Origin of the sequence: Fervidobacterium riparium (assembly GCF_025370035.1) — a bacterium.
GTDB lineage: Bacteria > Thermotogota > Thermotogae > Thermotogales > Fervidobacteriaceae > Fervidobacterium > Fervidobacterium gondwanense.
The window spans coordinates 22,292-42,201 of the sequence record NZ_CP009277.1; the positions used below are offsets into that span (position 1 = coordinate 22,292).

A 19,910-nucleotide genomic window follows, 5' to 3' on the forward strand; every position below is an offset into this window, starting at 1 on the left:
GCTTTTCATTTGAGTATTATCAAGAAATCGATTGGAAAGACTATTTTCTTCCCTTGTTTTGTGAGTTCTCCAATTATGGTTATGTATTTACTTACGTATTCGATATTGTTTTCCACGTAGACTACATTGAATTTTTTGTCAGGGAAGACCTGAGAAAGCATTTGGTCAATGTATTCGTCAAGGGATTCTTTTTTTGTTAGCACGAAAACCGTATCTTTTCTAATGTCAACGTCTACGCCTTCGTAGAAAATGTTATTCGGTTGGTATCCTTTTGACTTGAACAGTTCTTCTATCCTCTTGCTTTCACTTGCCGTTCTTTGGGAAGAATTGTTTATCACATAGAAACGGTATTTTTCCTCTAATTTTTTATCACCTGACGAAAAACTTGCTATGTAGTCTTTGTGCTTTGATTCATCGATGTACAAGTTGCCGTCATCACCTATGAAATACGGAAATGGCACGGTGTCTATCTTGAAGTTCGTTTTTACCTTGGAGAATATATAGACGACCTCGCCTATGTCCATGTTAAACTCAGTTCTTTTTCTGATTTCCCTGTAAAGCTCAGTTAACGAGAAAACATTTTTATTCAATGCTTTCTGAGCCAATTTTTCTATGATCACTCTTTGTTTATCTAACCTTCCGATGTCACCTTCCGCCGTTTTTCTAAATCTGAGATAGGCAAGAAGCTCTTTCCCTTTCATTTTGTAGTACCCGGGTGAAAAGTTTATTTCCAATCCTTGTGCGGCATCTTTGTAATACATCGGTCTGTCGACAAAAACCTCGATAGGTCCGAGCTCGTCACCCAGAAATTTGAATATTTCGTAATCTACGATGAAGTGTCTTTTAATTTCTAAACCTGTCAATTTCTCAATTCTTTCAGTAAACTTCTCAATTCCTTCAGATTGATAATAAGCGTTTATTTTCTTACCATCTACGATAAGGTCTCGCGGTATGCTGGACATAAGCATTTTTTTATTCTCGAGATCTATGCTTGCAACAAGTATGACATCGGTCCTTCTTGTTCTCCCAATGTCTTTGTCAAGCCCGAGAACAAGTATATTCACCGGATCTTCCGTTTGGATAAAGAAAATGCGTATGAAGACCTCTATCCAAATCGCCGATACAAAGAGAGCGGCGGCAATACCTGTGAAGATAATAAAGACATAAAGCACGTTCTTCATTTTACTTGATTTCCCCTTTTACCCACCCTATGTAAGGAAGATTTCTGTATTTTTCGTTGTAGTCGAGTCCATAACCGATAACAAATTTATCCTCAATCTCGAATCCAACAAATTCGGGTTTAACCTGCGGATTTCTTCCAAGCTTCTTTAGCAATGTTACTACTTTCAAATCGGCTGGTCTGTATCTTCTCAGGTAATCCAATATGTAAGAGAGTGTAAGTCCAGTGTCGAGGATATCTTCCACAACTATGACGTGCCTTCCTTCTATCGGCTCGTCTATCCAACTCTTCACCCTTATTCTACCCGTTGAAGAAACACCTGAATAGCTCGAAACTTGGATAAAAGAATATTCTACATTCAAGTCTATATTCTGAACAAGCTCACTGAAGAAGTGGATTGAGCCCTTAAGCACACACACTGCATGGAGTGTGTCGGTCTTATCTTTGTAGTAGTCCGTAATTTCTTTACCGAGTTGTTTGATCCGTTCGTTAAGTTGCTCTTTTGATATCATAACTTCTATCAAATAAATCCCCTCCTAAGGATTGATTGATTTCTTTCTCTTCTTTCCCTATTTTTCAATTACCCCAGCGCAGATAACTCTTGGACTATCGTAAAAAACCGCAATCTGACCAGGAGTTACAGCAAAGGCGGGTTCTTCAAATTGGACGTAAAGTTTATCATTTTCTACAGTCACAGTACATTTTATCTCATTAAATTTCTTTCTTATCTTCACCGTTGCCTCGAACTTTTCTGGCAGTTCTTCGTAGGCATTAACGTTTGAAACAACCATATCCTTTTCATAAACCTCATCTAACGGTGTGGCAAGAATAAAGTTTCCTTCCACGTTCTTTGATTTTATGTACAACCTACCCCCTGTGGCAATTCCAAATTTTCTTTGACCAATCGTGTAAAATGGCAGTCCTTCATGCTTTCCAATTATTTTACCATCCGTTGTAATTATATTTCCCGGCTGAACTCTTATACCATTGTCTTCAAAAAAGCCCTTCAAGTCGTTGTCTGGCAGGAAACACAAGTCCTGAGAGTCTATTTTCTGCGCAACATGGATGCCTTGTTCTTGCGCTATTCTTCTTATCTCATCTTTTGAGTAATTGCCATTTGGGAGCAAAATTCTTGAAAGTTTTTCTTTTCTTATAGACGCAAGGAAGTAAGACTGGTCCTTGCTTTCATCAACCGCTTTGTAAAGCTTCCCGTCGATTATCCTTGCATAGTGACCTGAGGCAACGTAGTCCATTCCGTCCGATAATGCAACATCCATCACAGCACCGAATTTTATGTAGTCGTTACAAAAAAAACATGGGTTTGGTGTCTTTCCGGCGAGATTTTCGTTGATGAAATAGTCTATGATCTTCTCTCTGAAAGTGTCCTCTATGTGAACTATCTTAAATGGCACGTTGAATTTTTTCGCAATTAACTGTGCATCGTAAGTATCGGATGGACTGCAGCAGACTTTGTGCTTAATTTGTTTAGTCAAATAGAGTTGATCGCTAACTGTTTTCATGTGGTATGCCGTAACATCAAAGCCTTCTTTTAAAAGCAAGTAGAGTGCTACAGCGCTATCTACACCACCGCTGAGAAGTATACCGACTTTTTTTCCATTGTTTATATTGTTCAAACAAGATTGCACCTCGCTTTGTAATCTTCTATTAGGTTTTTCAACTTAATGCTTTTGAGAGTCCCTTCCATCTGTTCAAGGACAACTTCCCATATTCTATTCACCGTACAAGCTTCTGGTGTTGTTTCATCTTCGTCTACGTTTACAAAACATTTTATCGCATCAGTAGGGTTGTCGACAGCAGCTACTATGTCGTAAACTGTTATATCATCTATGCTTTTCGAAAGTTCGTATCCACCGCCTCTGCCACGATAAGCACGTAATATCCCGTTCCGAGCTAAGTCTGCTAAAATCTTTTCTGCAAATTCGAGTGGCAATTTCGCTCGGCACTTTTTAACAATTTCGCGTGCGTTAACACGCTTGTTTTCAAGGCTTATCAATATCATTATCTTTATAGCGTACTCACTCTTCATTGTGATTGCCATATTCAACCTCCGTGATCACACTTTCTTATCTGTTCGTGACAGGATTAATTACATATACAGGATGTGGGGTTATTCCCTGACTCAACGCAAGTCTAACATCGCTTACGTACACGTCTATCCTATTACCCTTGATCGCACTTCCAGTATCTTCGGCTATAAATACCGTATTTGCAAGTGTCGGTATGTAAACAAGTGAACCGAGCGGTATGACAGCTGGGTCAACTGCTATCGACAAGAATTGCTGAGGTACTCGTCCGTTCCTCGCTATCCTGAACGTTGGGTGCATCGGAACTTTCCCGTCATCCCACTCAGAATAGAATGTGACGGTGAAGACACCTTTATACTCCGTGAATAGCCTTAACGGGTCTCTAGGCTCGCCTTCTATGTATAATTCAAAATGAAATACATCCAGACACTGCCCCAATGGTTTATCGTTTGATATAAATGTTCCTGTCTTGAGCGACGTGTTCACTCCACTGTACACAGCCATAATCATGTTGCCGTGGTCAACTGTCACAGTATTATTCTCAACTTTGAGAACTTTTCCAGGTAATATCGGGTATATATCCTTGCCACGTGCGTAAATGTCCATGCCTATTTGCCTTATTCCGTTCTTATCTTGTCCATGGTACGAGAGAATATCGGCTGGATTAATTTTCACAGGCACTTTCACGTACGATTTCGGATCATTTACGGGAATCTTTACCACCTGTCCAACAGCTAATTTCGATGGGTCGGCAATATTATTTAATTCTACAAGAGAACTCAAATTGACCTTGTAGGCTGATGCAATTGAACTAAGTGTATCACCAGACTTCACAATGTAGTAAATGTAGCCGGTATCAAGTTTTAAAAGTGATACGGGATCTAAGTTTTGAATTGTGGCTTTTATTTCGCTGATTTGCTGCTGGAGCTGTTTCAAAAATTCTACGTCGCTTTGATTGATCTGCGTTGGGATACTCTGCTGTACGTTCCTCAACTGCGAACTGAGAGCATCTAAATCTTTACGAACAACATCGATTTGCTTTAATTGACTCTCCAACGTCGCAACTTTGTTCTGTATCGACGTCTGGGTTTTTGAAATTTTGTCTAAATCGCTCTTTATCGATGTTAGGTTCTTTTCCAAGTCGGATACTTTCGTGCTTGTTTTTGTTAGTTCTTGGTCGTACGATTTTACCGAATTGCTAATGGAAGTCACAGTTTGCTCGAGTTTTGCAACTTTTGAATCCACATTTTTGATTTCTTGCTTAATCTCTTGCTGATCGCTGGGTTGAGGTTGTGGTTTTGTGCTTGAACGCTCGAGTTTATCGACCTTCTCCTGTATATCATCGATCCTCATCGAAAGCTCAAGATAATTCCCGATTGGAAGACAAGAGTTAAGCATCAATAAAATAGCAATTACAATAAGAAAAGAGATTTTAGTAAACAAAGAGTTTCCTATCCTTTTATTTCTTGCCATCTATCTCTCCCTGCCTTGACATAGAAAGAATTCGAGTTTTTGTATTTAGTAACCAACATTGAAAACCATTTTCGAGCTTCCTCCATCTTTCCGAACCTCGCTGAAAGCTCTCCAAGATAAAAGAGTATCATGGGTTCTTTCTCTGTATCTATGTACGAGTGCATGAAGCATTCTTCGAAACTCGCCAATGCTTTTGCAAGAGCTTTTAGTTCGTTTTCGGAATCGGAAAGTTCTCTGTAGAGCCAGCCTATTCTCAAATACAGTTCTGCAACTCTGCAGATCTGCTTCTTGGCTTTGTAAAAAAGCGTGCCGAGCGCACATGAAAGTATCGCGGTTCTGTGATCACGTTCTTTTGAAAATTGTACATCCTTTGGAACTTTCAATTCGTTTTGTATCTTCCTGATCTCTTCCATGTAAATTGGCGAGATGTTGTTTTCAAAGTCCGATTCAAGTGCAGAATAATGACAATTTTCGCAAGTTACTACTGAGTACAGCATTGGATTAATTCCTTCGTAATTCGGCTTCATATCAGGATCATAATTTTTTACCCTGACTCTGTCAGTTATTACTTTTTTGGTTGTCACGATACTTCCACAAGCTGGGCAGGTGTACTTCTTATCCCACAGCTGAGGTACCTGTGTCTGATCCATCGCTTTCATCTCCTGACATGAGAGCTTCGACAAAGTCTCTGGGGTCAAAAGGTTTCAAATCTTCAATACCTTCTCCTACGCCAATAAACTTTATCGGTATACCGAGTTCTTTAGCTATCGCAATAGCTATACCACCCTTTGCTGTTCCATCGAGTTTTGTAAGAACTATGCCTGTCACGTTTACAACCTCTTTGAAAATCTTTGCTTGCTGAAGTCCATTTTGTCCGGTTACCGCATCCATCACCAATAGAACTTCGTGTGGAGCATCTGGCACCAATTTTTGAACAACTCTGTTGACCTTTTGGAGTTCGTCCATAAGATGCTTCTTATTATGCAATCTTCCAGCCGTGTCTAAGATCACAACATCTTTTCCTTTACTAATTGCGTGATTCACAGCATCGTACGCGACAGCACCTGCGTCTGCACCTTCCATGTGTGCAATGAAAGTCGCACCACTTCTATCTGCCCAAACTTTGAGTTGATCAATAGCCGCTGCTCTGAATGTATCACAAGCCCCGACTACCACTTGCTTACCTTCGCTTTTGAATATATGCGCCAACTTACCACATGTCGTCGTCTTACCCGAACCGTTCACTCCAACCATACTTATGACGAAAGGTTTAGTCTGCGGTATGTTAAGGTTATTGTCCTTTGAAAGTATCTCAACGAGTATTTCTTTAAGTGCTCTGAATGCATCCTCAGGCTTCATTTCTTCAAGTCTTTCCAGTATATACTCCGTCGCCTCAACACCTACATCTGCTAATATCAATAACTCTTCTATTTCCTCGCGAGTTTCCTTGTCAAACTTTTTGATCTTCAAAATCTGTCCTATTTTATTAAAAAACGTATCTCTACTCTTCTTTAATCCTTCTTTCAGCTTATCAAAAAATCCCATACTTAACCTCCTTAGTTCGTTCTTTTGAACTAAACTAAATCTATACAAGCAAAGATTAAACCATTCTTCTTGCTCACTATGACTCTGTCAAAATTAATTCCCTCTTTATTTAATCGCTCCAGTAACCCATCCTTTGCAAGCGTTTTTATCACGACTCTTTTCTTAGCTATCCTTATCAATTCGTTCACTGTCGTTCCATCTATTGTATCGTAACTTGCCAAAGGACGTATGGGATTGAGTGCGGAGCTCTCAAAAACGGGATTTTCGAACATAGGATCGCAATAGACTATATCGTAACTTCTATCAGGTTGCTTTTTTACAAACTCTTTCATGTCTTCATTAAATAAGACAATCCTTTTCAACGCTCTGTTGATCCACTCTTCTTTTGATTTGTAATTTGCAATTCCGTAAGAAACGACACGGTATATATGTTCAGATACTTCCGTACCGACGACCTGACTCACGAAATTGGCTATAAACACAGCATCCATTCCGAGCCCGAATGTACCGTCGTAGACTATATCTGTACTCTCTGGTCTTAAGGCTTCGAGGAGAAAATCTCGTCCTTCCCTTTTATAATTTTCCATCCTTATTTTCGAAATCCCTGGATGAAAGAACAACTTTTGGCCATCTATAACAACACTCAGGTTCTTATTGCTGTCTACTACGTAATACATCTTTAGCGTACCATCTTTCAGTCTCTCGGATATATGACGTCTGTTGTAATACGGAACATTAAACTTTGCGGACAACTCTTTAGCAAGCTCAACAGTTTCCTTAGAGGCGTTGTGTGAAGTCGTGATTACAATACTAACGCCGTTTTCCATTACGTGATTAATTCCCTTGTGTGCTTGTTCCATCTGTTGTGTCTGTTACCTCCTTGTTCTCTTCACGGTTTCCGTTTTGGTTTTCATTCCTCTCGTTTTCCATATTATTTTCAACAATTCTTTGGAGTTTCTCTATCATTTTTTCGAGTTCCTTGTACTGCCTTCTTTCCTGTTCATACGCATTTTTCAGTGTTTCGTATTCTTTCGACAGTGCTTTGTATCGCAAATAGCTCGTCATAAAATACGACAAGAAAACAACAACAAGCACTATATACGAAATTACAAGAATGTTAATCTCTTTCTTTTTCGGTTTTTCTCTGATTTTCATACGAGGCACCCCGTCGAAAAAAGAAAAAATCTTTACTTACTGTCCCGATAAATCTACTATTTCTCCATCCTTATCAGTATTCTGCGGGACTGGTATCGTTTTTTGATTACCAGAACTTTCAAAAGTGTAGGTTTTCCCTTTCTCTCCAATAAAAACACACTGGTATTTTCCATCGATATTCTCTGATATAAGCCTGTAACCCTTTTCATTGTCAAAAACGTCTACATAATCGCGCTTTGAAGTTATAACAGTAAATTTGTATCCTTTGGAATAAGGGACAACAGTTAGCATCCCCTCATCAGAATCTGTTGAGAAATCAAAGATCATGTAAAATTTTCCTTCAGATAGTGGGAAACTTTTTTCAAACTCGAAAGATACACTAGATGAAGCAGCCGTAAAAGTCGTATCGGTGCTATAAGTTATTGTGAGGCTACTTGAGATTCCTATACTTCCAGTAGGTTGAGTAATAATATTAATATTATCCTCTATAGGTTTGTTGAACAAGTCGTTAAGATCTTTTCTTGGTACTTCTCGTTTTAGAGCTGATCCAACAAAAAATTTTGCCGAAAAAGAACCTTTGTAGCTCACTTCTGCTGCTGTTGATAAATTCAAATCTTCTACCATCTTCTTCGGCATGCCGTTTATATATACCCATACTGTGTAGGTCACATTTCCGCTGCCCGATACTATATTGCTTAGCAAAAAAGCACAACTTGAGAGGAATATAGAAATGATTACTATAACTAACAGCGTAACACTAAACATGATCGATAATCTCAATAAAATCCCCCGCCTATGTACTTAATCGCTTACTTGAAGTTGACATTAGTCACAATTACTACATAACCATTCTGTTCATGGTAATCCACTCTGACTTTTTCAGGTGGGATGTTGAACCTTCTCGAAATCGTCTCGATAACGGCGTACTTAATCTCTTCGGAATTGGCTTGGAATTCCTCTATCGGTATTCTCTGGACGAATTCTCTTCTTCTTGTAAGCATCGTCTGTAATCTTTCGGCGGCTTCTTCCTTTGGTGATTTAGTGTTCTTATGCTTTTTCTTTTTGAATATATCTACGATCCACATCACTATCACCTCTTCTTAAACATCGAAAGCAACGAAGAAATGAATCCCTTTGAGACTCCCTTTAAATCTTCATCGATGGGAATCTCTTCCCCCTTCACCCGCTTAACGATGTTTTCAAAACTTTTACCGATTACAACGCCATCTTCCAATACCGCTGGAATACCTTTGTTGGTTGCAACGATAACTTCTTCGGAATCCGGGATGACTCCTATCAACCTCATTGCCAAAGCCTTTTCAACGTCCGTCTTATCAAGCATATCTCCACGTTTTGCCATGTGAATCTTGAATTTGTTGAGAACTATGTACATTCTGTCTTCGGTAAAACCATAGTTTTCCAAGAGCCCTATAACTCTGTCAGCATCCGATATAGCAGGTAATTCCGGTGTTGTAACTATGAATGCCGCCTCCGCTGGTGCCACGGAATTTCTAAAACCTCTTTCGATACCAGCCGGTGAGTCAATAAGTATGTAATCAAAATCATCGTATAACTCTTGAACAATCCGCTTCATATCTTCTGGAGAAATCATTTCTTTAGTGGCAACTTGAGAAGCTGCTAATAAATACAGATTCTTTAGCTGCTTATGTTTTACCAGTGCTTCTTTTGCAGATACTGTCCCGTTTACAACGTCAAACGACGTGTATATAATCCTGTTTTCAAGTCCGAGTACCACATCTAAGTTTTTGAGCCCTATGTCCGCGTCGATCAGACACACCCTTTCCCCCATCTTCGCCAGTGTACAGCCGAGATTGGAGGTGAATGTGGTCTTACCAACCCCGCCCTTTCCAGATGTTACGACAAACACTTTTGGTCTCATTCCGTTCGCCACAAACCCCACCCCTTTGGATTCCTTATTCATTTATCCCAAGCTTTGCGTAGTAAACAAGTTCGCTTTCAATGAATATATCAATTTCTCCGTCCATGACAGCTTCGATGTTTCCAGTTTCAACATCGGTTCTGTGGTCCTTAACCATCGTGTACGGCTGAAACACGTAGGATCTAATCTGGTTACCCCAGCTGATGTCTCTGAGTTCTCCTTGAATCTGCTCTATCTGTTTCCTACGCTTTTCAATCTCAAGCTGATAAAGCCTTGCTTTAAGCATCTTCATAGCTGTTTCTCTATTTTGGAGCTGCGATCTTTCAGTTTGACACGTTACAACGATACCAGTTGGGATATGTGTAATTCTTATTGCGGATTCTGTTTTGTTGACGTACTGTCCGCCAGCTCCACTCGCTCTGTAAGTATCAACCCTTATGTCTTCAGGTCTGACTTCTATATCTATATCGTCCTCTATCTCAGGTAACACGTTGACAGATGCGAAAGAAGTATGCCTTCTTTTGTTCGCGTCGAATGGTGAAATTCGAACAAGCCTGTGGACACCCCGCTCATGCTTCAAATACCCGTAAGCGAAATCGCCTTTTATGTAGAGCGTCGCACTCTTTATACCAGCTTCTTCACCTTCTTGATAATCCACTATTTCAACTGAATAACCCTTCTTCTCAGCCCAGCGCATGTACATGCGCAATAGCATAGATGCCCAGTCCTGCGATTCCGTACCGCCAGCACCTGGGTGGATAGAAAGGTATGCGTTTGAACCATCGAATTTCCCATTCAGGATGAGTTCGAGTTCGAACTCTCTAATCTTTTTCGAGACTTCTTCAATAATCTCGTCCAAATGTTCTTCCATTGAAGGATCCTCTTCAGCAAGTTCTATGCCGACTTCGATATCATCAAACAAGTTCTTTATCTTCTCCATGTCTTCGATGATCTTTCTTATCCTTTGAATCTCCCTGTTGACTTGCTGTGCTTTCTTCTGGTCGCTCCAAAAGTCAGGCTTCAGGCTCTCTTCTTCCAACTCTTTGAGTTTTTCTCTCTTATCTTCCGGATGGAAGACTTCGATGATGTCATCGTACTTCTTCTTGAGTTCTTCGATTCGTTGTTTCTGCTCGTAAGTAATCACAAGTTACACCTCTCTTCAAACCGTATCTTTCTTATTTAATCATCTTTCTAATCGTACATTTAACAAACTACATACTACTCCATATCATATATCCTATGAACAACATCATTCCTATAATTGTTCCGATAACTATCTCTTTCTTGTAAGTGTAGACACTTCTGTCTAAGGATGTCTGTGCTACTCGTTCTTCTGTAGCTATACCATCTGATAACAAAACTTTGACGGTATATAGACCGTCAGCCTTACCTTGTCCGTCCCAATTAATTTGTGTTGTTCCGGCACCAACTTTTATTGATTTCTCATATACAATTATACCAGATGGATCGAGAATTTGAATACTGCCAGTTGCCGGTCTTGAAGAGTATATTTTGATAACACATTCATCTTCGTGCCAGTCGCCATTGGGTGAGAATTTATCCATTACAACCAGTTCAAGCTTGAAAGGAACAGGCTTAAACTCGAGCCAGACAGGTGTTTCTTTCGCGTAAAGCACGTTCACTGTTTGCTTCTGGTCGGCAAAGCCTGGGCAAGTAAATATCAGTTCCTGATTTCCGAGGGGTGCCAAAACCTTTTCACCGTTCTTTTCAACTGTTCCGAGCAACTTGCCACTCGTTGTGTAAACCGAAACGGGATATACATTTGAAAAGACTGTGACTTCACCCAGTCTTGTAGAAGGGACATAGACTATTCGTGGAGTCTTTTCTACACGGAAGTAGTATCTGTCATAAATCACGTATTTGTTGGAAGTAACTACCCAGACTGTGTGGTATCCTTCAGTGCTGAATCGGACAACCAATCTGCCAAACGAATCCGTTGTCCCTGCGTAAGTTCCGTCGATATACACCGCAGAAAACGGTTCGTCGGTATATATGACAACAGAGTAATCTGGCAGGTCACCCAAGGAAATAGCCGGCACATTTCCAAATCCTATTATGATTTGAAATGAAATTTCTGCGAGTCCAAAAGAAGTTACTAATAGCAACAAAAATACTAGAGATATTTTTGAAAGCCTGATTTTCATGTCAACCCCTCCTTTGAGAAACATTACTTTTCCAATCCCAGCTGGATAAAAGCAAGCACTTCAGCAACAGCTACATAAAGTTTTGTTGGTATCGGCTCGAGTACTTCGAGTTTGAAAAGTTCTTTCACAAGCTCTTCTGATTTTACGATTGGAACATTGCTCTCCTCAGCTTTCTTGATTATAAGCTCTGCTAAGTGACATTTGCCTTTTGCAACCACAAAGGGTACGTAATCCTTTCCCGGTTGATATCTCAGAGCAACAGCAAGTTTCTTGGTGCATTCTTGGTTGCTTTTCTTCGCGTCTGAATCAATAGAACCGAAAGTGTCGAAGTTATCGAAGTTATCAAACATAGGTTCCGTCATCCATCCCTTTAAGTTTTATGTGTACCTGTCGAAATACTCTCTTCAACCTTCTTTCTAACTGCTCAACTCCATCCGGTATTTTTTCAAAATACAAAGTTAGGTTCTGACCATCAGTTTTGGCAAATATGTGGTTACCAACAACAAATACTTCGAACGTTCCTAATTCGCGGTCTACGAATACCAAACCTTCATTAATAATTAGACCATATCTCCCAGACAGAATGTTCAAATACTTTTCGAACTCAGCGTACTTATCGGCCTTATCTGAATTATCAGCATGATTTCCAGGAAATAATATACCTGTTCCACCGATAACTTCTCCTGAATCACTTCTTCTGCCTATTCTTTCATTAAGTAGTGATTTGAATCTTGTCAGCAATTTCTTGTCAATGTCTCTTCTCTTAGATACCTCTTCAAGAAAAAGGCCTATTGCAATAGCTAATCTGTTTTTCACATGTTCGTTCCAAATTTCTTGACTAGCTAAGAGTTCTTCTGCCATTTGCACGAACTTCACACTTGGCAGCTCGTTGAATTCGTAAGGCTTCTTTGCGACTACCTTTGCAAAGTAGTCACCGCTTCCAAAATTTTTTAGCTCGAGCTTCGTACCCTCTTTTGGAGGTCTTTTATCACTCTTGATTATATATTCACCATCTTGGGTTCTGACCTTTACATATTTTCCATAAGATTCAAGAACGTAGCCGAATATTTTCACATAAATTCACCTTTCTGAATACAAAGGATCAATTAAGTTTTCAACACAGTACTCCGTGTATTTACTAATTCATCGATGTCCATAAAGAATATATACGTGTCTTCCTTCTCGTTGTATATGTACCTTGGCGACAGCTCTTCGAAGTGTGCTTTCTTAAATTTTACCACCAAACCAACGTCGGATATCGTTGCTTTTGAAACGTTCTTGTTCCACAACATGACTCTCAGATATGCGTACTTTATTAAATTATTAACACTTACAGGCAACTTGCCGAACCTGTCGACAAGTTCCTCTTGTATGTCAGTAAGTTCCTCTTCAGTGATTGCCGACGCTATCCTTCTGTAAAATCTCATTCTCTCAAATGGATCATATATGTAGCTCTCTGGTATGACTATACTATCAGGTATACCTTCGATTTCTGTATCGATTTTGCTTTGAATATTACCGCTCACTTCCTCGACAGCTTCATTAAGAAGGTCTAAGTAGTATTTTAAGCCGAGGTCGTTTATGTAGCCGTGCTGTTCAAGTCCGAATATCGCACCAACTCCACGAATTTCCATGTCTTTCATCGCTATCTTCATACCACTTCCTGGTCCTTGATAAGACTTTATTGCGTACAACCTTTCCAAAACCTTATCGTTGACATGTTTTGGGTGCAAAAAGTAGGCGAACGCCAATTTATCGCTCCTACCTACCCTGCCACGTAATTGGTATAGCTGAGCCAAGCCATATCTGTGCGCATCGTCTACTATCAACGTATTTGCATCAGGTACATCAATACCATTCTCAACAATAGTGGTACACAATAGAACATCAGCATGCTTGTGATAGAACGCATCTATAACCTTTTTCATTTCACTCTTTGTCTGTTGTCCATGAGCTATTACTATCGATACTTCGGGTATGAGCTCTTTAAGCTTTTCATATACGCTGTAAATCGTATTAACGCGGTTGTGGACGTATATAACTTGTCCGCCCCTTCCGACTTCCCTAAGGATTGCGAGTTTTACTATCCTCTCGTCGTAAGGACCTATATGAACTTGTATTTCTTTTCGTCCAAGCGGTGGGGTCTTTATTTCTGATAGATCTTTTAGATTGGAAAGTGCCATATGTAACGTTCTTGGAATCGGCGTTGCACTCATCGAAAGAACATTGACGTTCACGCGAAGCTTTTTGAACTTTTCCTTTTGCTCAACACCGAACTTCTGTTCTTCGTCAATGACAACAAGCCCCAAATCTGCAAATTTTATATCCTTCAAAATGCTATGAGTACCGATCAACACATCTATTCTACCTTCTTTTACACCCTTCAGTATTTCCTCTCGTTCCCTTTTAGTCGAAAATCTGTTGAGTAGTGCTACTTTTATACCAAAAGGCTCAAATCTTGCCGATATGTTGTCGTAATGCTGTTTTGCGAGAATCGTAGTTGGAGCTAAAAGAGCTGCCTGTTTTCCCGAAGCAACAGCTCTAAATATCGCTCGTATCGCAACTTCTGTCTTACCGTATCCAGCATCTCCGACAAGGAGTCTGTCCATAGGCTTTTCACTCTCGAGGTCTTCAAAAACTTCTCGTATAGCATTGAGCTGGTCAGGAGTTTCTATAAACGGGAAAGTCTTTGCGAATTCCTCTTCAAGCTCTGCTTCGCCAGGAAGTGATACGCCTGTAATTGTATTTCTAACGTGTTGGAGCAACACGAGTTCTCGGACGAGCTCTTCGATGTTCCTTTTGGCTCTTTCGACTTTTCTCGACCAAGTTCCCTTCTTTAATGAGTCAAGTTTTACGTTGATCTCATCACCTACATATTTTTCAACAAGGTCTATGCGCTCTATCGGCACGTAAAGTATGGAGTCTGCAAAATTGAGCACCAGAAATTCTCTCTGTTTTCCGTTCGCATCCACCTTTTTGATTTCGTTGAACCGTGCAATGCCGTATTTTCTGTGGACAACTAAATCACCGACTTGCAGTTCATCTTCAGAAAGAATAGGCACTGAGAGGTACTCTTCTTCGGTAGGTTTAACTTGGACTTTCTGGAGTGGTTGAGATGGATACGCCTGAGCTTTTGAAATTACTTCCTCATAATCAAATATCCCATATTTCTTGTAATTAAAGAGCCTTTCTGCATCGGAAAGTCCCTCGAGAGACTTTCTCAATTCCCTTTCGAAAGACGAGAAGTGCTCAATTACAGACCTTCTATCAGTAGTATACAGCTGAACATCATAGTCAAGAAAGGTGCCGCTGACGTATTTGCCTGTTAGTTGTTCATCGACTGGCTCGAGAGGATTTTCTCTATCTTCGTATACAAATTCTCTTGCAGGTAAAATCAGAGCTGATTCAAGGCTCACTTCACTTCTTTGCGTTTTCAGGTCAAATCTGCGTATATCTTCGATTATATTTCCGTACAATTCTATCCTTGTAGGTATGTTGTTCGGTCCAAGGTAGTCAATTATTTCTCCCCTTATTGAGAATGTCCCGCCCTCTCTGACGTTGAAGACCCGCTCATATCCAAGCCTCGAAAATAGATTCTCGAGGTCTGGCACTTCATCGCCGATTTTGAAAGTGTAGATTTCGTTTTTGAAAACTTCAGGCGGCATTATGTAATGTAATAAAGACCTCAGTGTACAGACTGCTTTCAATTTGCCTTGGAGCGCCAAGTAAAGGGCGTAAATCCGGCGAGATCTGACATACCAAGAGGGTTTGAGATTTTCGTAGGGGAGCACATCGTAGTCGGGAATGTAATAATAACCTTCTATCTCACAATCTTTTTCCGTAGGAACTATTAAGATTTCGTTCATTAAATGATTCGCACACCTCCACGAAACGCACTAAGATTTTCTACGTTTTCAAGTTATATTCTTACAGGTTGTTCAAAGTCCATACCGGCGGTTCGAGTAGATTTGTTTGGATACAAGAATGTATATATGTCACTTGCGAGTAAATCCTTTTCAAACTGCCACAGATACAGTTCGCTATCCACGTCCCACAATCTCTTCTCTTCTGTTATATCCTTTTCTACGCCTTCAAGCACTTGTTTATATAACGAAGCGGTCGATATTATCGGTATAGATGAGTTCTTCTTAATCATCTTCAAAAGTTCTCTGCCTTTTTCATTAAATCCCAGCACTCTTAAATATTGAGGACCAAGTTCATTGCTTTTTTCAACGTGCTCTTTGTCCATTTCGAAGAGAACATGCAATATAGCGCGTCTAATTCTTGAGTATGTAAATCTTTTCGCTTTTACGAGCTCAACAAATTGTTGCAAATCGCCGGTCTCCCTTGCCGATTCGTAGAACCTCAAATCAAGTCCCTCGTTAAAACTGTATATCTTTTCAAAATCTTCCCTTTTCAACTTTCTAAAGAGTGCAATCACAAATTCAAGATTCTCCCAAAAGACGGGTCCTCTTCCCGCTTGGAATTCCTCATGGATTACCTCGTACGTAAATTTCGGCATGGCTTCTTTGGAAGTTTCGAAAAGTCCCTCTTTAATTGCTTTTCGTATAGCACTTGCTGAAGAAAACTTCCCTCTGAACGTTTCGTCGTTGTAATCCGCGCCTATTCGGTTTATCACGTGAGGTGTTATATTGCTGTTGTATCTGATCAGCGCTTTGATATACTCTATTCCAAGTATATCGTTCGACTTTGAAAGTTTGTTGACATCTTTATCGAGGACATCCATTAACGCATATTTCCTCGCATTCGGATACGAATAGCCCAATTTCAATTGTTTCTTAAATGCAACTTCGAATTCCGGAGTCTGGTACGTAAGTAAATGTGCAACTCTTTTCAAAAAGTCTATATCCCCACTCTCACTTCCAAATACTATGTCCGTGACAACCCCCGTCTTGTGAAGGATACCAACTGATCCAAGCGCAAAGCCTCCGGCATCTTGGACGGCATAAATTGTCGGTAACTCGAACACGACGTCTACCCCGTGCATCAGGGCAATCTTCGCACGGGCGAATTTGTTAACTATCGCAGGTTCACCGCGCTGGCAAAAATTGCCGCTCATCACCGCGACTACGTAATCCGGATTAACAAGCCTTATCGATTCGTTCAAGTGATGAAGATGTCCGTAATGGAACGGATTGTACTCAACGACCAATCCCAAAACTTTCGGCACTATTCCTCAAACTCCTTTTTCATTATTGTGTACTGCAGTATGAAGAGTATAAGATTGTAAGCAAAATACACAGCTGATAAGTACATCATCTCAACTGTGTTTCCATGGTCTTTCAAAAGGTCCAGCCCTATCCACGTGGGACCAAAGAACGCAAGTTTGTAAACTTGGACGCCAACTGATATTCCTGATGATATGAAAGCTAAAATTATAAACAGTGAAGAATTACCACCAACCGCTTTAGAATAAGGATAAAGGCTCATAAAGAAGCCACTGACAGTGATCATAACTAATATGAAGAGTAAGAAGCGCGAACCGAGAAAAGTAAGTCCAGTCAGGTTAGAGACTATAGGGGAAATATACATCACAGCAAAATATACGGCGAGCGATATGAACCCAAAGACGAAAGTTAAGAACCCGACTAATATAACGAAATAAAATTCAAAATTATGTTCAGCACCCCTTTTCTTTTGAATGCCTGATGCCACTGGATTTTGCTTCTCCTTATGTTCAAACTGACTCTGCCTTATCAATCCAATTACCCCCTTCTTCTTTCTGTTCACTTAAATTATACCAGATTTATCCTAATCGGTCTATCAATAACAATTATTAGCTTGCTTTGATATACTCTTTCTTGCTTCCAAATACAGTACTTTATACTTTTTACAAGCGTGCTATAATTAATTTGAAACGTGAAAACTTATTTTATATTGCTTCTTCAAGAGGTGAAACAGATGCCAATATTATCAATGTTCACAGACACAACTTTCAGGGATGGACACCAGTCGCTTATAGCCACAAGAATGCGAACAGAAGATATACTCGGAATAATTGAAGAAGTTGATAGTCTCGGTTTTCAAGCGCTCGAAGTTTGGGGCGGAGCAACTTTCGATGTTTGTGTCAGGTTTTTAAACGAAGACCCTTGGGAAAGATTGAGGCTTATAAAGAAAAAGCTAAAAAACGGCAAAGCCCAAATGCTACTGCGTGGGCAGAACTTGGTTGGATACAGGCACTACGCTGATGATGTTGTCGAATTGTTTGTAAAAAAAGCGGTAGAGAATGGCGTTCAGGTAATGAGGATTTTTGATGCTCTCAACGATATTAGGAATTTGGAAAAGAGCATTGAGGTTGCCTTAAAATGTGGGGCACACGTCCAGGGTGCGATATCTTACACCGTAAGTCCATTTCACACAGTAGAGTACTTCGTAAATTATGCAGAGCAGTTGGTTGAACGTGGAGTCCATTCACTCTGTATAAAAGACATGGCTGGGCTGCTAACACCAAAAGTAGCGGGCGAACTTGTTAGCGCCCTGAAAAAGAGATTCGATTTGCCTTTGGAAGTACATTCACATGCCACTGCTGGTCTTGGAGAACTCGCCTACCTCGCGGCTATACAAGCGGGTGCGGATATCATAGACACTGCGTTTTCACCATTCGGAATGACGACAAGCCAACCTGCATTTGAGCCGATATATTATTCTTGGAATGAATACAGACCACTTCCTGAGATAGATTGGCACAAAGTGGACAGAATCGTAAAGTATCTAACAGATGTTCGAAATAAATATGATGCGTACGATGTAAAGATGTACAGCATTGATCACAGAGTGATTACTTCACAAGTTCCGGGTGGTATGTACTCTAACTTAGTTAAGCAACTGTCTGAACAGAAGATGTTAAACAAATTGGATGATGTATTAAGAGAAATTCCGCGCGTGCGTGCAGACCTTGGTTATCCGCCACTTGTAACGCCAACGAGCCAAATTGTGGGAGTTCAAGCTGTGCTCAATGTAATAACAGGTGAAAGATACGCTAAGGTCACCAGGGAAGTAAAGGATTACGTGAAAGGACTTTACGGAAAACCACCAGCGAAGATCGATGAAGATCTTGCAAAGAAAATACTCGGCGATGAAAAACCGATTGAAGGACGCCCAGCTGATTATATAGAACCAGAACTTGAAAAGAGGAAAGGTGAAATTGGGCTACTTGCAGAGAATGATGAAGAGCTTTTGATATACGCTATACTGGGCGAAGTCGGAAAGCAATATCTGAAGAAAAAATACGAAGAAAAATTATACATCGACTGGAACTTGGTTGAGAAGTTTGAAGGGGGTTACCCTGTTTGATAGTCGGTCTTGGAAACGATATAGTGGACATCTCGCGTGTTCAAGTTGACTTAGCAAAAAGAATTCTCACTCCGAGAGAGAAAGGGAACAAAAACAGAATTACTGAACAGTACGTTGCGGGTAGATTCGCATTGAAAGAAAGCTACTTTAAAGCTCTCGGAACAGGTCTTAATGGAAATTCGTTTCAAGATATTTCTTTTCTCAACAGGAATGACGGGAGCCTCTATTGTGTGATTCATAGGTATAGACATGCAAAACACGGGGCATATAATTACATACACACAACGCTGTCTCACGATAAATTCGCAGTAGCCGAAATAATATTAGAAAAGGTCGAAGGAAAAGTTTTTGTAGGCATCGGGACAAATCTTGGAGACAGAAAGAAAAACATACAAGAAGCCATCGAAAGAATTGGAAAGGTAGCGAGCGTAATCTCAACTTCCGATGTTATAGAAACCGAACCTTACGGTAAGACAGATCAACCGAATTTCCTAAATTGCGTAATAGAGATAAGCACTGCCCTATCACCGGAAGAGCTTTTAGATGCTCTGCTGAACATTGAGAAAGAGATGGGAAGAGTTAGAAATGAAAAATGGGGACCAAGAATTATAGATTTAGATATATTGTTTTACGGTAATATAATTGTGGAAAGTGAAAAATTGAGAATTCCGCACTACGATTTTGAAAACAGGATTTTCTTCGTAAAACCGATGGCCCAGATCGCTCCTGACTATATACATCCAATAAGCCTCAGGAAGGTTACGGAAATACTTGAAAGTCTTGAAAAATGGAATGTGGAGTGATACTATGGCAAACAGTGGAGAGAAGGACATATTGAATATCGAAGCTCAGATAGATGAAGCGATAGAGAAAGAAGACTACGAGAAACTGAATCAGTTACTCGATGAGAGAGAAAAGCTCCTTTCGAAGTTATCGAGCGAAGAGTTGATAGAGATATACAAGCGAGACGAGGAGCGGAAGAAAAAACTCGAGCAGAAACTCAATGAATTTAAAGAAATGGCGCTAAAGACCATCGAGGGTGAAAAAATGATGAGATCCTATCTGACGGTTGAAGATAAGGGGAGCAGCATAGACAGGAAAGGTTGAGTAAAGATTAAATTTTTTAAATCGAA

Annotated in this window: 22 protein-coding genes; 3 read left to right on the forward strand and 19 right to left on the reverse strand. The window is 40.1% G+C overall.

The features are described from left to right. Positions 1 to 5: 5 nt before the first annotated feature. The 19 genes from IB67_RS00095 to IB67_RS00185 all read right to left on the reverse strand — a co-directional run bounded on the left by IB67_RS00095 (position 6) and on the right by IB67_RS00185 (position 17,184). Positions 6 to 1,181, reverse strand: coding sequence for an LCP family protein (locus IB67_RS00095; protein ID WP_072757461.1), 1,176 nt, complete (start codon positions 1,179 to 1,181; stop codon positions 6 to 8). Between the two features lies 1 nt (position 1,182). Then, positions 1,183 to 1,704, reverse strand: a complete 522-nt coding sequence (gene hpt, locus IB67_RS00100; RefSeq protein ID WP_178137731.1) for a hypoxanthine phosphoribosyltransferase — start codon at positions 1,702 to 1,704, stop codon at positions 1,183 to 1,185. A gap of 45 nt (positions 1,705 to 1,749) precedes the next feature. After that, positions 1,750 to 2,814 (reverse strand): tRNA 2-thiouridine(34) synthase MnmA, encoded by a 1,065-nt coding sequence (gene mnmA / locus IB67_RS00105; RefSeq protein WP_245789421.1) that lies wholly within the window; start codon positions 2,812 to 2,814, stop codon positions 1,750 to 1,752. Next, complete coding sequence (locus IB67_RS00110) at positions 2,811 to 3,239, reverse strand: RrF2 family transcriptional regulator (RefSeq protein ID WP_072757463.1); 429 nt, start codon at positions 3,237 to 3,239, stop codon at positions 2,811 to 2,813. The genes mnmA and IB67_RS00110 overlap by 4 nt, the downstream gene beginning before the upstream one ends. Before the next feature lie 25 nt (positions 3,240 to 3,264). Then, the gene (locus IB67_RS00115) at positions 3,265 to 4,698 is read right to left on the reverse strand and encodes a 3D domain-containing protein (protein WP_072757466.1); all 1,434 of its coding nucleotides are present in this window, start codon (positions 4,696 to 4,698) and stop codon (positions 3,265 to 3,267) included. After that, positions 4,677 to 5,348, reverse strand: coding sequence for a DUF2225 domain-containing protein (locus IB67_RS00120; protein WP_072757468.1), 672 nt, complete (start codon positions 5,346 to 5,348; stop codon positions 4,677 to 4,679). The genes IB67_RS00115 and IB67_RS00120 overlap by 22 nt, the downstream gene beginning before the upstream one ends. Continuing rightward, the gene (gene ftsY, locus IB67_RS00125; protein WP_072757470.1) at positions 5,314 to 6,243 is read right to left on the reverse strand and encodes a signal recognition particle-docking protein FtsY; all 930 of its coding nucleotides are present in this window, start codon (positions 6,241 to 6,243) and stop codon (positions 5,314 to 5,316) included. The genes IB67_RS00120 and ftsY overlap by 35 nt, the downstream gene beginning before the upstream one ends. Positions 6,244 to 6,272: 29 nt before the next feature. Beyond that, entirely contained in the window at positions 6,273 to 7,103 is an 831-nt protein-coding gene (locus IB67_RS00130; RefSeq protein WP_178137732.1) for a class I SAM-dependent methyltransferase, read from the reverse strand. Continuing rightward, positions 7,078 to 7,398 (reverse strand): hypothetical protein, encoded by a 321-nt coding sequence (locus IB67_RS00135; RefSeq protein WP_072757472.1) that lies wholly within the window; start codon positions 7,396 to 7,398, stop codon positions 7,078 to 7,080. The genes IB67_RS00130 and IB67_RS00135 overlap by 26 nt, the downstream gene beginning before the upstream one ends. Positions 7,399 to 7,434: 36 nt before the next feature. Continuing rightward, complete coding sequence (locus tag IB67_RS00140; RefSeq protein WP_072757474.1) at positions 7,435 to 8,178, reverse strand: hypothetical protein; 744 nt, start codon at positions 8,176 to 8,178, stop codon at positions 7,435 to 7,437. A gap of 29 nt (positions 8,179 to 8,207) precedes the next feature. Then, positions 8,208 to 8,483 carry a cell division topological specificity factor MinE gene (locus IB67_RS00145; protein ID WP_072757476.1) on the reverse strand — a complete coding sequence of 92 codons (276 nt, stop codon included), beginning with the start codon at positions 8,481 to 8,483 and terminating at the stop codon, positions 8,208 to 8,210. A 5-nt stretch (positions 8,484 to 8,488) separates the two neighbouring features. Next, the gene (gene minD / locus IB67_RS00150; protein WP_072757873.1) at positions 8,489 to 9,298 is read right to left on the reverse strand and encodes a septum site-determining protein MinD; all 810 of its coding nucleotides are present in this window, start codon (positions 9,296 to 9,298) and stop codon (positions 8,489 to 8,491) included. Positions 9,299 to 9,332: 34 nt separating this feature from the next. After that, entirely contained in the window at positions 9,333 to 10,442 is a 1,110-nt protein-coding gene (gene prfB / locus IB67_RS00155; protein WP_072757478.1) for a peptide chain release factor 2, read from the reverse strand. Between the two features lie 67 nt (positions 10,443 to 10,509). Then, a complete protein-coding gene (locus tag IB67_RS00160; RefSeq protein ID WP_245789423.1) occupies positions 10,510 to 11,463 on the reverse strand; it encodes a T9SS type B sorting domain-containing protein in 954 nt (317 codons plus the stop codon). Positions 11,464 to 11,486: 23 nt separating this feature from the next. Further along, on the reverse strand, positions 11,487 to 11,813 hold the full coding sequence (locus tag IB67_RS00165; protein WP_084634290.1) for an EscU/YscU/HrcU family type III secretion system export apparatus switch protein: 327 nt from the start codon (positions 11,811 to 11,813) through the stop codon (positions 11,487 to 11,489). Next, the gene (locus tag IB67_RS00170) at positions 11,806 to 12,537 is read right to left on the reverse strand and encodes a hypothetical protein (RefSeq protein ID WP_072757483.1); all 732 of its coding nucleotides are present in this window, start codon (positions 12,535 to 12,537) and stop codon (positions 11,806 to 11,808) included. The genes IB67_RS00165 and IB67_RS00170 overlap by 8 nt, the downstream gene beginning before the upstream one ends. Positions 12,538 to 12,569: 32 nt before the next feature. Next, positions 12,570 to 15,329 carry a transcription-repair coupling factor gene (gene mfd, locus IB67_RS00175; protein ID WP_072757485.1) on the reverse strand — a complete coding sequence of 920 codons (2,760 nt, stop codon included), beginning with the start codon at positions 15,327 to 15,329 and terminating at the stop codon, positions 12,570 to 12,572. 53 nt (positions 15,330 to 15,382) lie between these two features. Next, on the reverse strand, positions 15,383 to 16,654 hold the full coding sequence (locus IB67_RS00180; protein ID WP_072757487.1) for a nucleotidyltransferase: 1,272 nt from the start codon (positions 16,652 to 16,654) through the stop codon (positions 15,383 to 15,385). Continuing rightward, a complete protein-coding gene (locus tag IB67_RS00185; protein WP_245789425.1) occupies positions 16,654 to 17,184 on the reverse strand; it encodes a hypothetical protein in 531 nt (176 codons plus the stop codon). Before IB67_RS00185 ends, IB67_RS00180 begins: the two co-directional genes overlap by 1 nt. Before the next feature lie 216 nt (positions 17,185 to 17,400). Here IB67_RS00185 and IB67_RS00190 point away from each other — a divergent pair, with 216 nt between their 5' ends. Genes IB67_RS00190 through IB67_RS00200 form a run of 3 tightly spaced genes read left to right on the forward strand, consistent with a single transcriptional unit; the run spans position 17,401 to position 19,884 of the window. Further along, complete coding sequence (locus tag IB67_RS00190) at positions 17,401 to 18,777, forward strand: pyruvate carboxylase subunit B (RefSeq protein WP_072757879.1); 1,377 nt, start codon at positions 17,401 to 17,403, stop codon at positions 18,775 to 18,777. Beyond that, on the forward strand, positions 18,774 to 19,580 hold the full coding sequence (gene folK, locus IB67_RS00195; RefSeq protein WP_072757489.1) for a 2-amino-4-hydroxy-6-hydroxymethyldihydropteridine diphosphokinase: 807 nt from the start codon (positions 18,774 to 18,776) through the stop codon (positions 19,578 to 19,580). Before IB67_RS00190 ends, folK begins: the two co-directional genes overlap by 4 nt. Positions 19,581 to 19,584: 4 nt before the next feature. Continuing rightward, positions 19,585 to 19,884, forward strand: coding sequence for a flagellar protein FliT (locus IB67_RS00200; protein ID WP_072757490.1), 300 nt, complete (start codon positions 19,585 to 19,587; stop codon positions 19,882 to 19,884). The last annotated feature ends 26 nt before the right edge of the window (positions 19,885 to 19,910 follow it).

Coding starts and splice junctions, on each gene's coding strand:
- IB67_RS00110 (WP_072757463.1), bottom strand. CDS start 3,239: ATGGCAATCACAATGAAGAGTGAGTACGCTATAAAGATAATGATATTG.
- IB67_RS00135 (WP_072757472.1), bottom strand. CDS start 7,398: ATGAAAATCAGAGAAAAACCGAAAAAGAAAGAGATTAACATTCTTGTA.
- IB67_RS00120 (WP_072757468.1), bottom strand. CDS start 5,348: ATGGATCAGACACAGGTACCTCAGCTGTGGGATAAGAAGTACACCTGC.
- IB67_RS00160 (WP_245789423.1), bottom strand. CDS start 11,463: ATGAAAATCAGGCTTTCAAAAATATCTCTAGTATTTTTGTTGCTATTA.
- IB67_RS00190 (WP_072757879.1), top strand. CDS start 17,401: ATGTTCACAGACACAACTTTCAGGGATGGACACCAGTCGCTTATAGCC.
- minD (WP_072757873.1), bottom strand. CDS start 9,298: ATGAGACCAAAAGTGTTTGTCGTAACATCTGGAAAGGGCGGGGTTGGT.
- ftsY (WP_072757470.1), bottom strand. CDS start 6,243: ATGGGATTTTTTGATAAGCTGAAAGAAGGATTAAAGAAGAGTAGAGAT.
- IB67_RS00165 (WP_084634290.1), bottom strand. CDS start 11,813: ATGTTTGATAACTTCGATAACTTCGACACTTTCGGTTCTATTGATTCA.
- IB67_RS00200 (WP_072757490.1), top strand. CDS start 19,585: ATGGCAAACAGTGGAGAGAAGGACATATTGAATATCGAAGCTCAGATA.
- IB67_RS00145 (WP_072757476.1), bottom strand. CDS start 8,483: ATGTGGATCGTAGATATATTCAAAAAGAAAAAGCATAAGAACACTAAA.
- mfd (WP_072757485.1), bottom strand. CDS start 15,329: ATGAACGAAATCTTAATAGTTCCTACGGAAAAAGATTGTGAGATAGAA.
- IB67_RS00095 (WP_072757461.1), bottom strand. CDS start 1,181: ATGAAGAACGTGCTTTATGTCTTTATTATCTTCACAGGTATTGCCGCC.
- IB67_RS00130 (WP_178137732.1), bottom strand. CDS start 7,103: ATGGAACAAGCACACAAGGGAATTAATCACGTAATGGAAAACGGCGTT.
- IB67_RS00115 (WP_072757466.1), bottom strand. CDS start 4,698: ATGGCAAGAAATAAAAGGATAGGAAACTCTTTGTTTACTAAAATCTCT.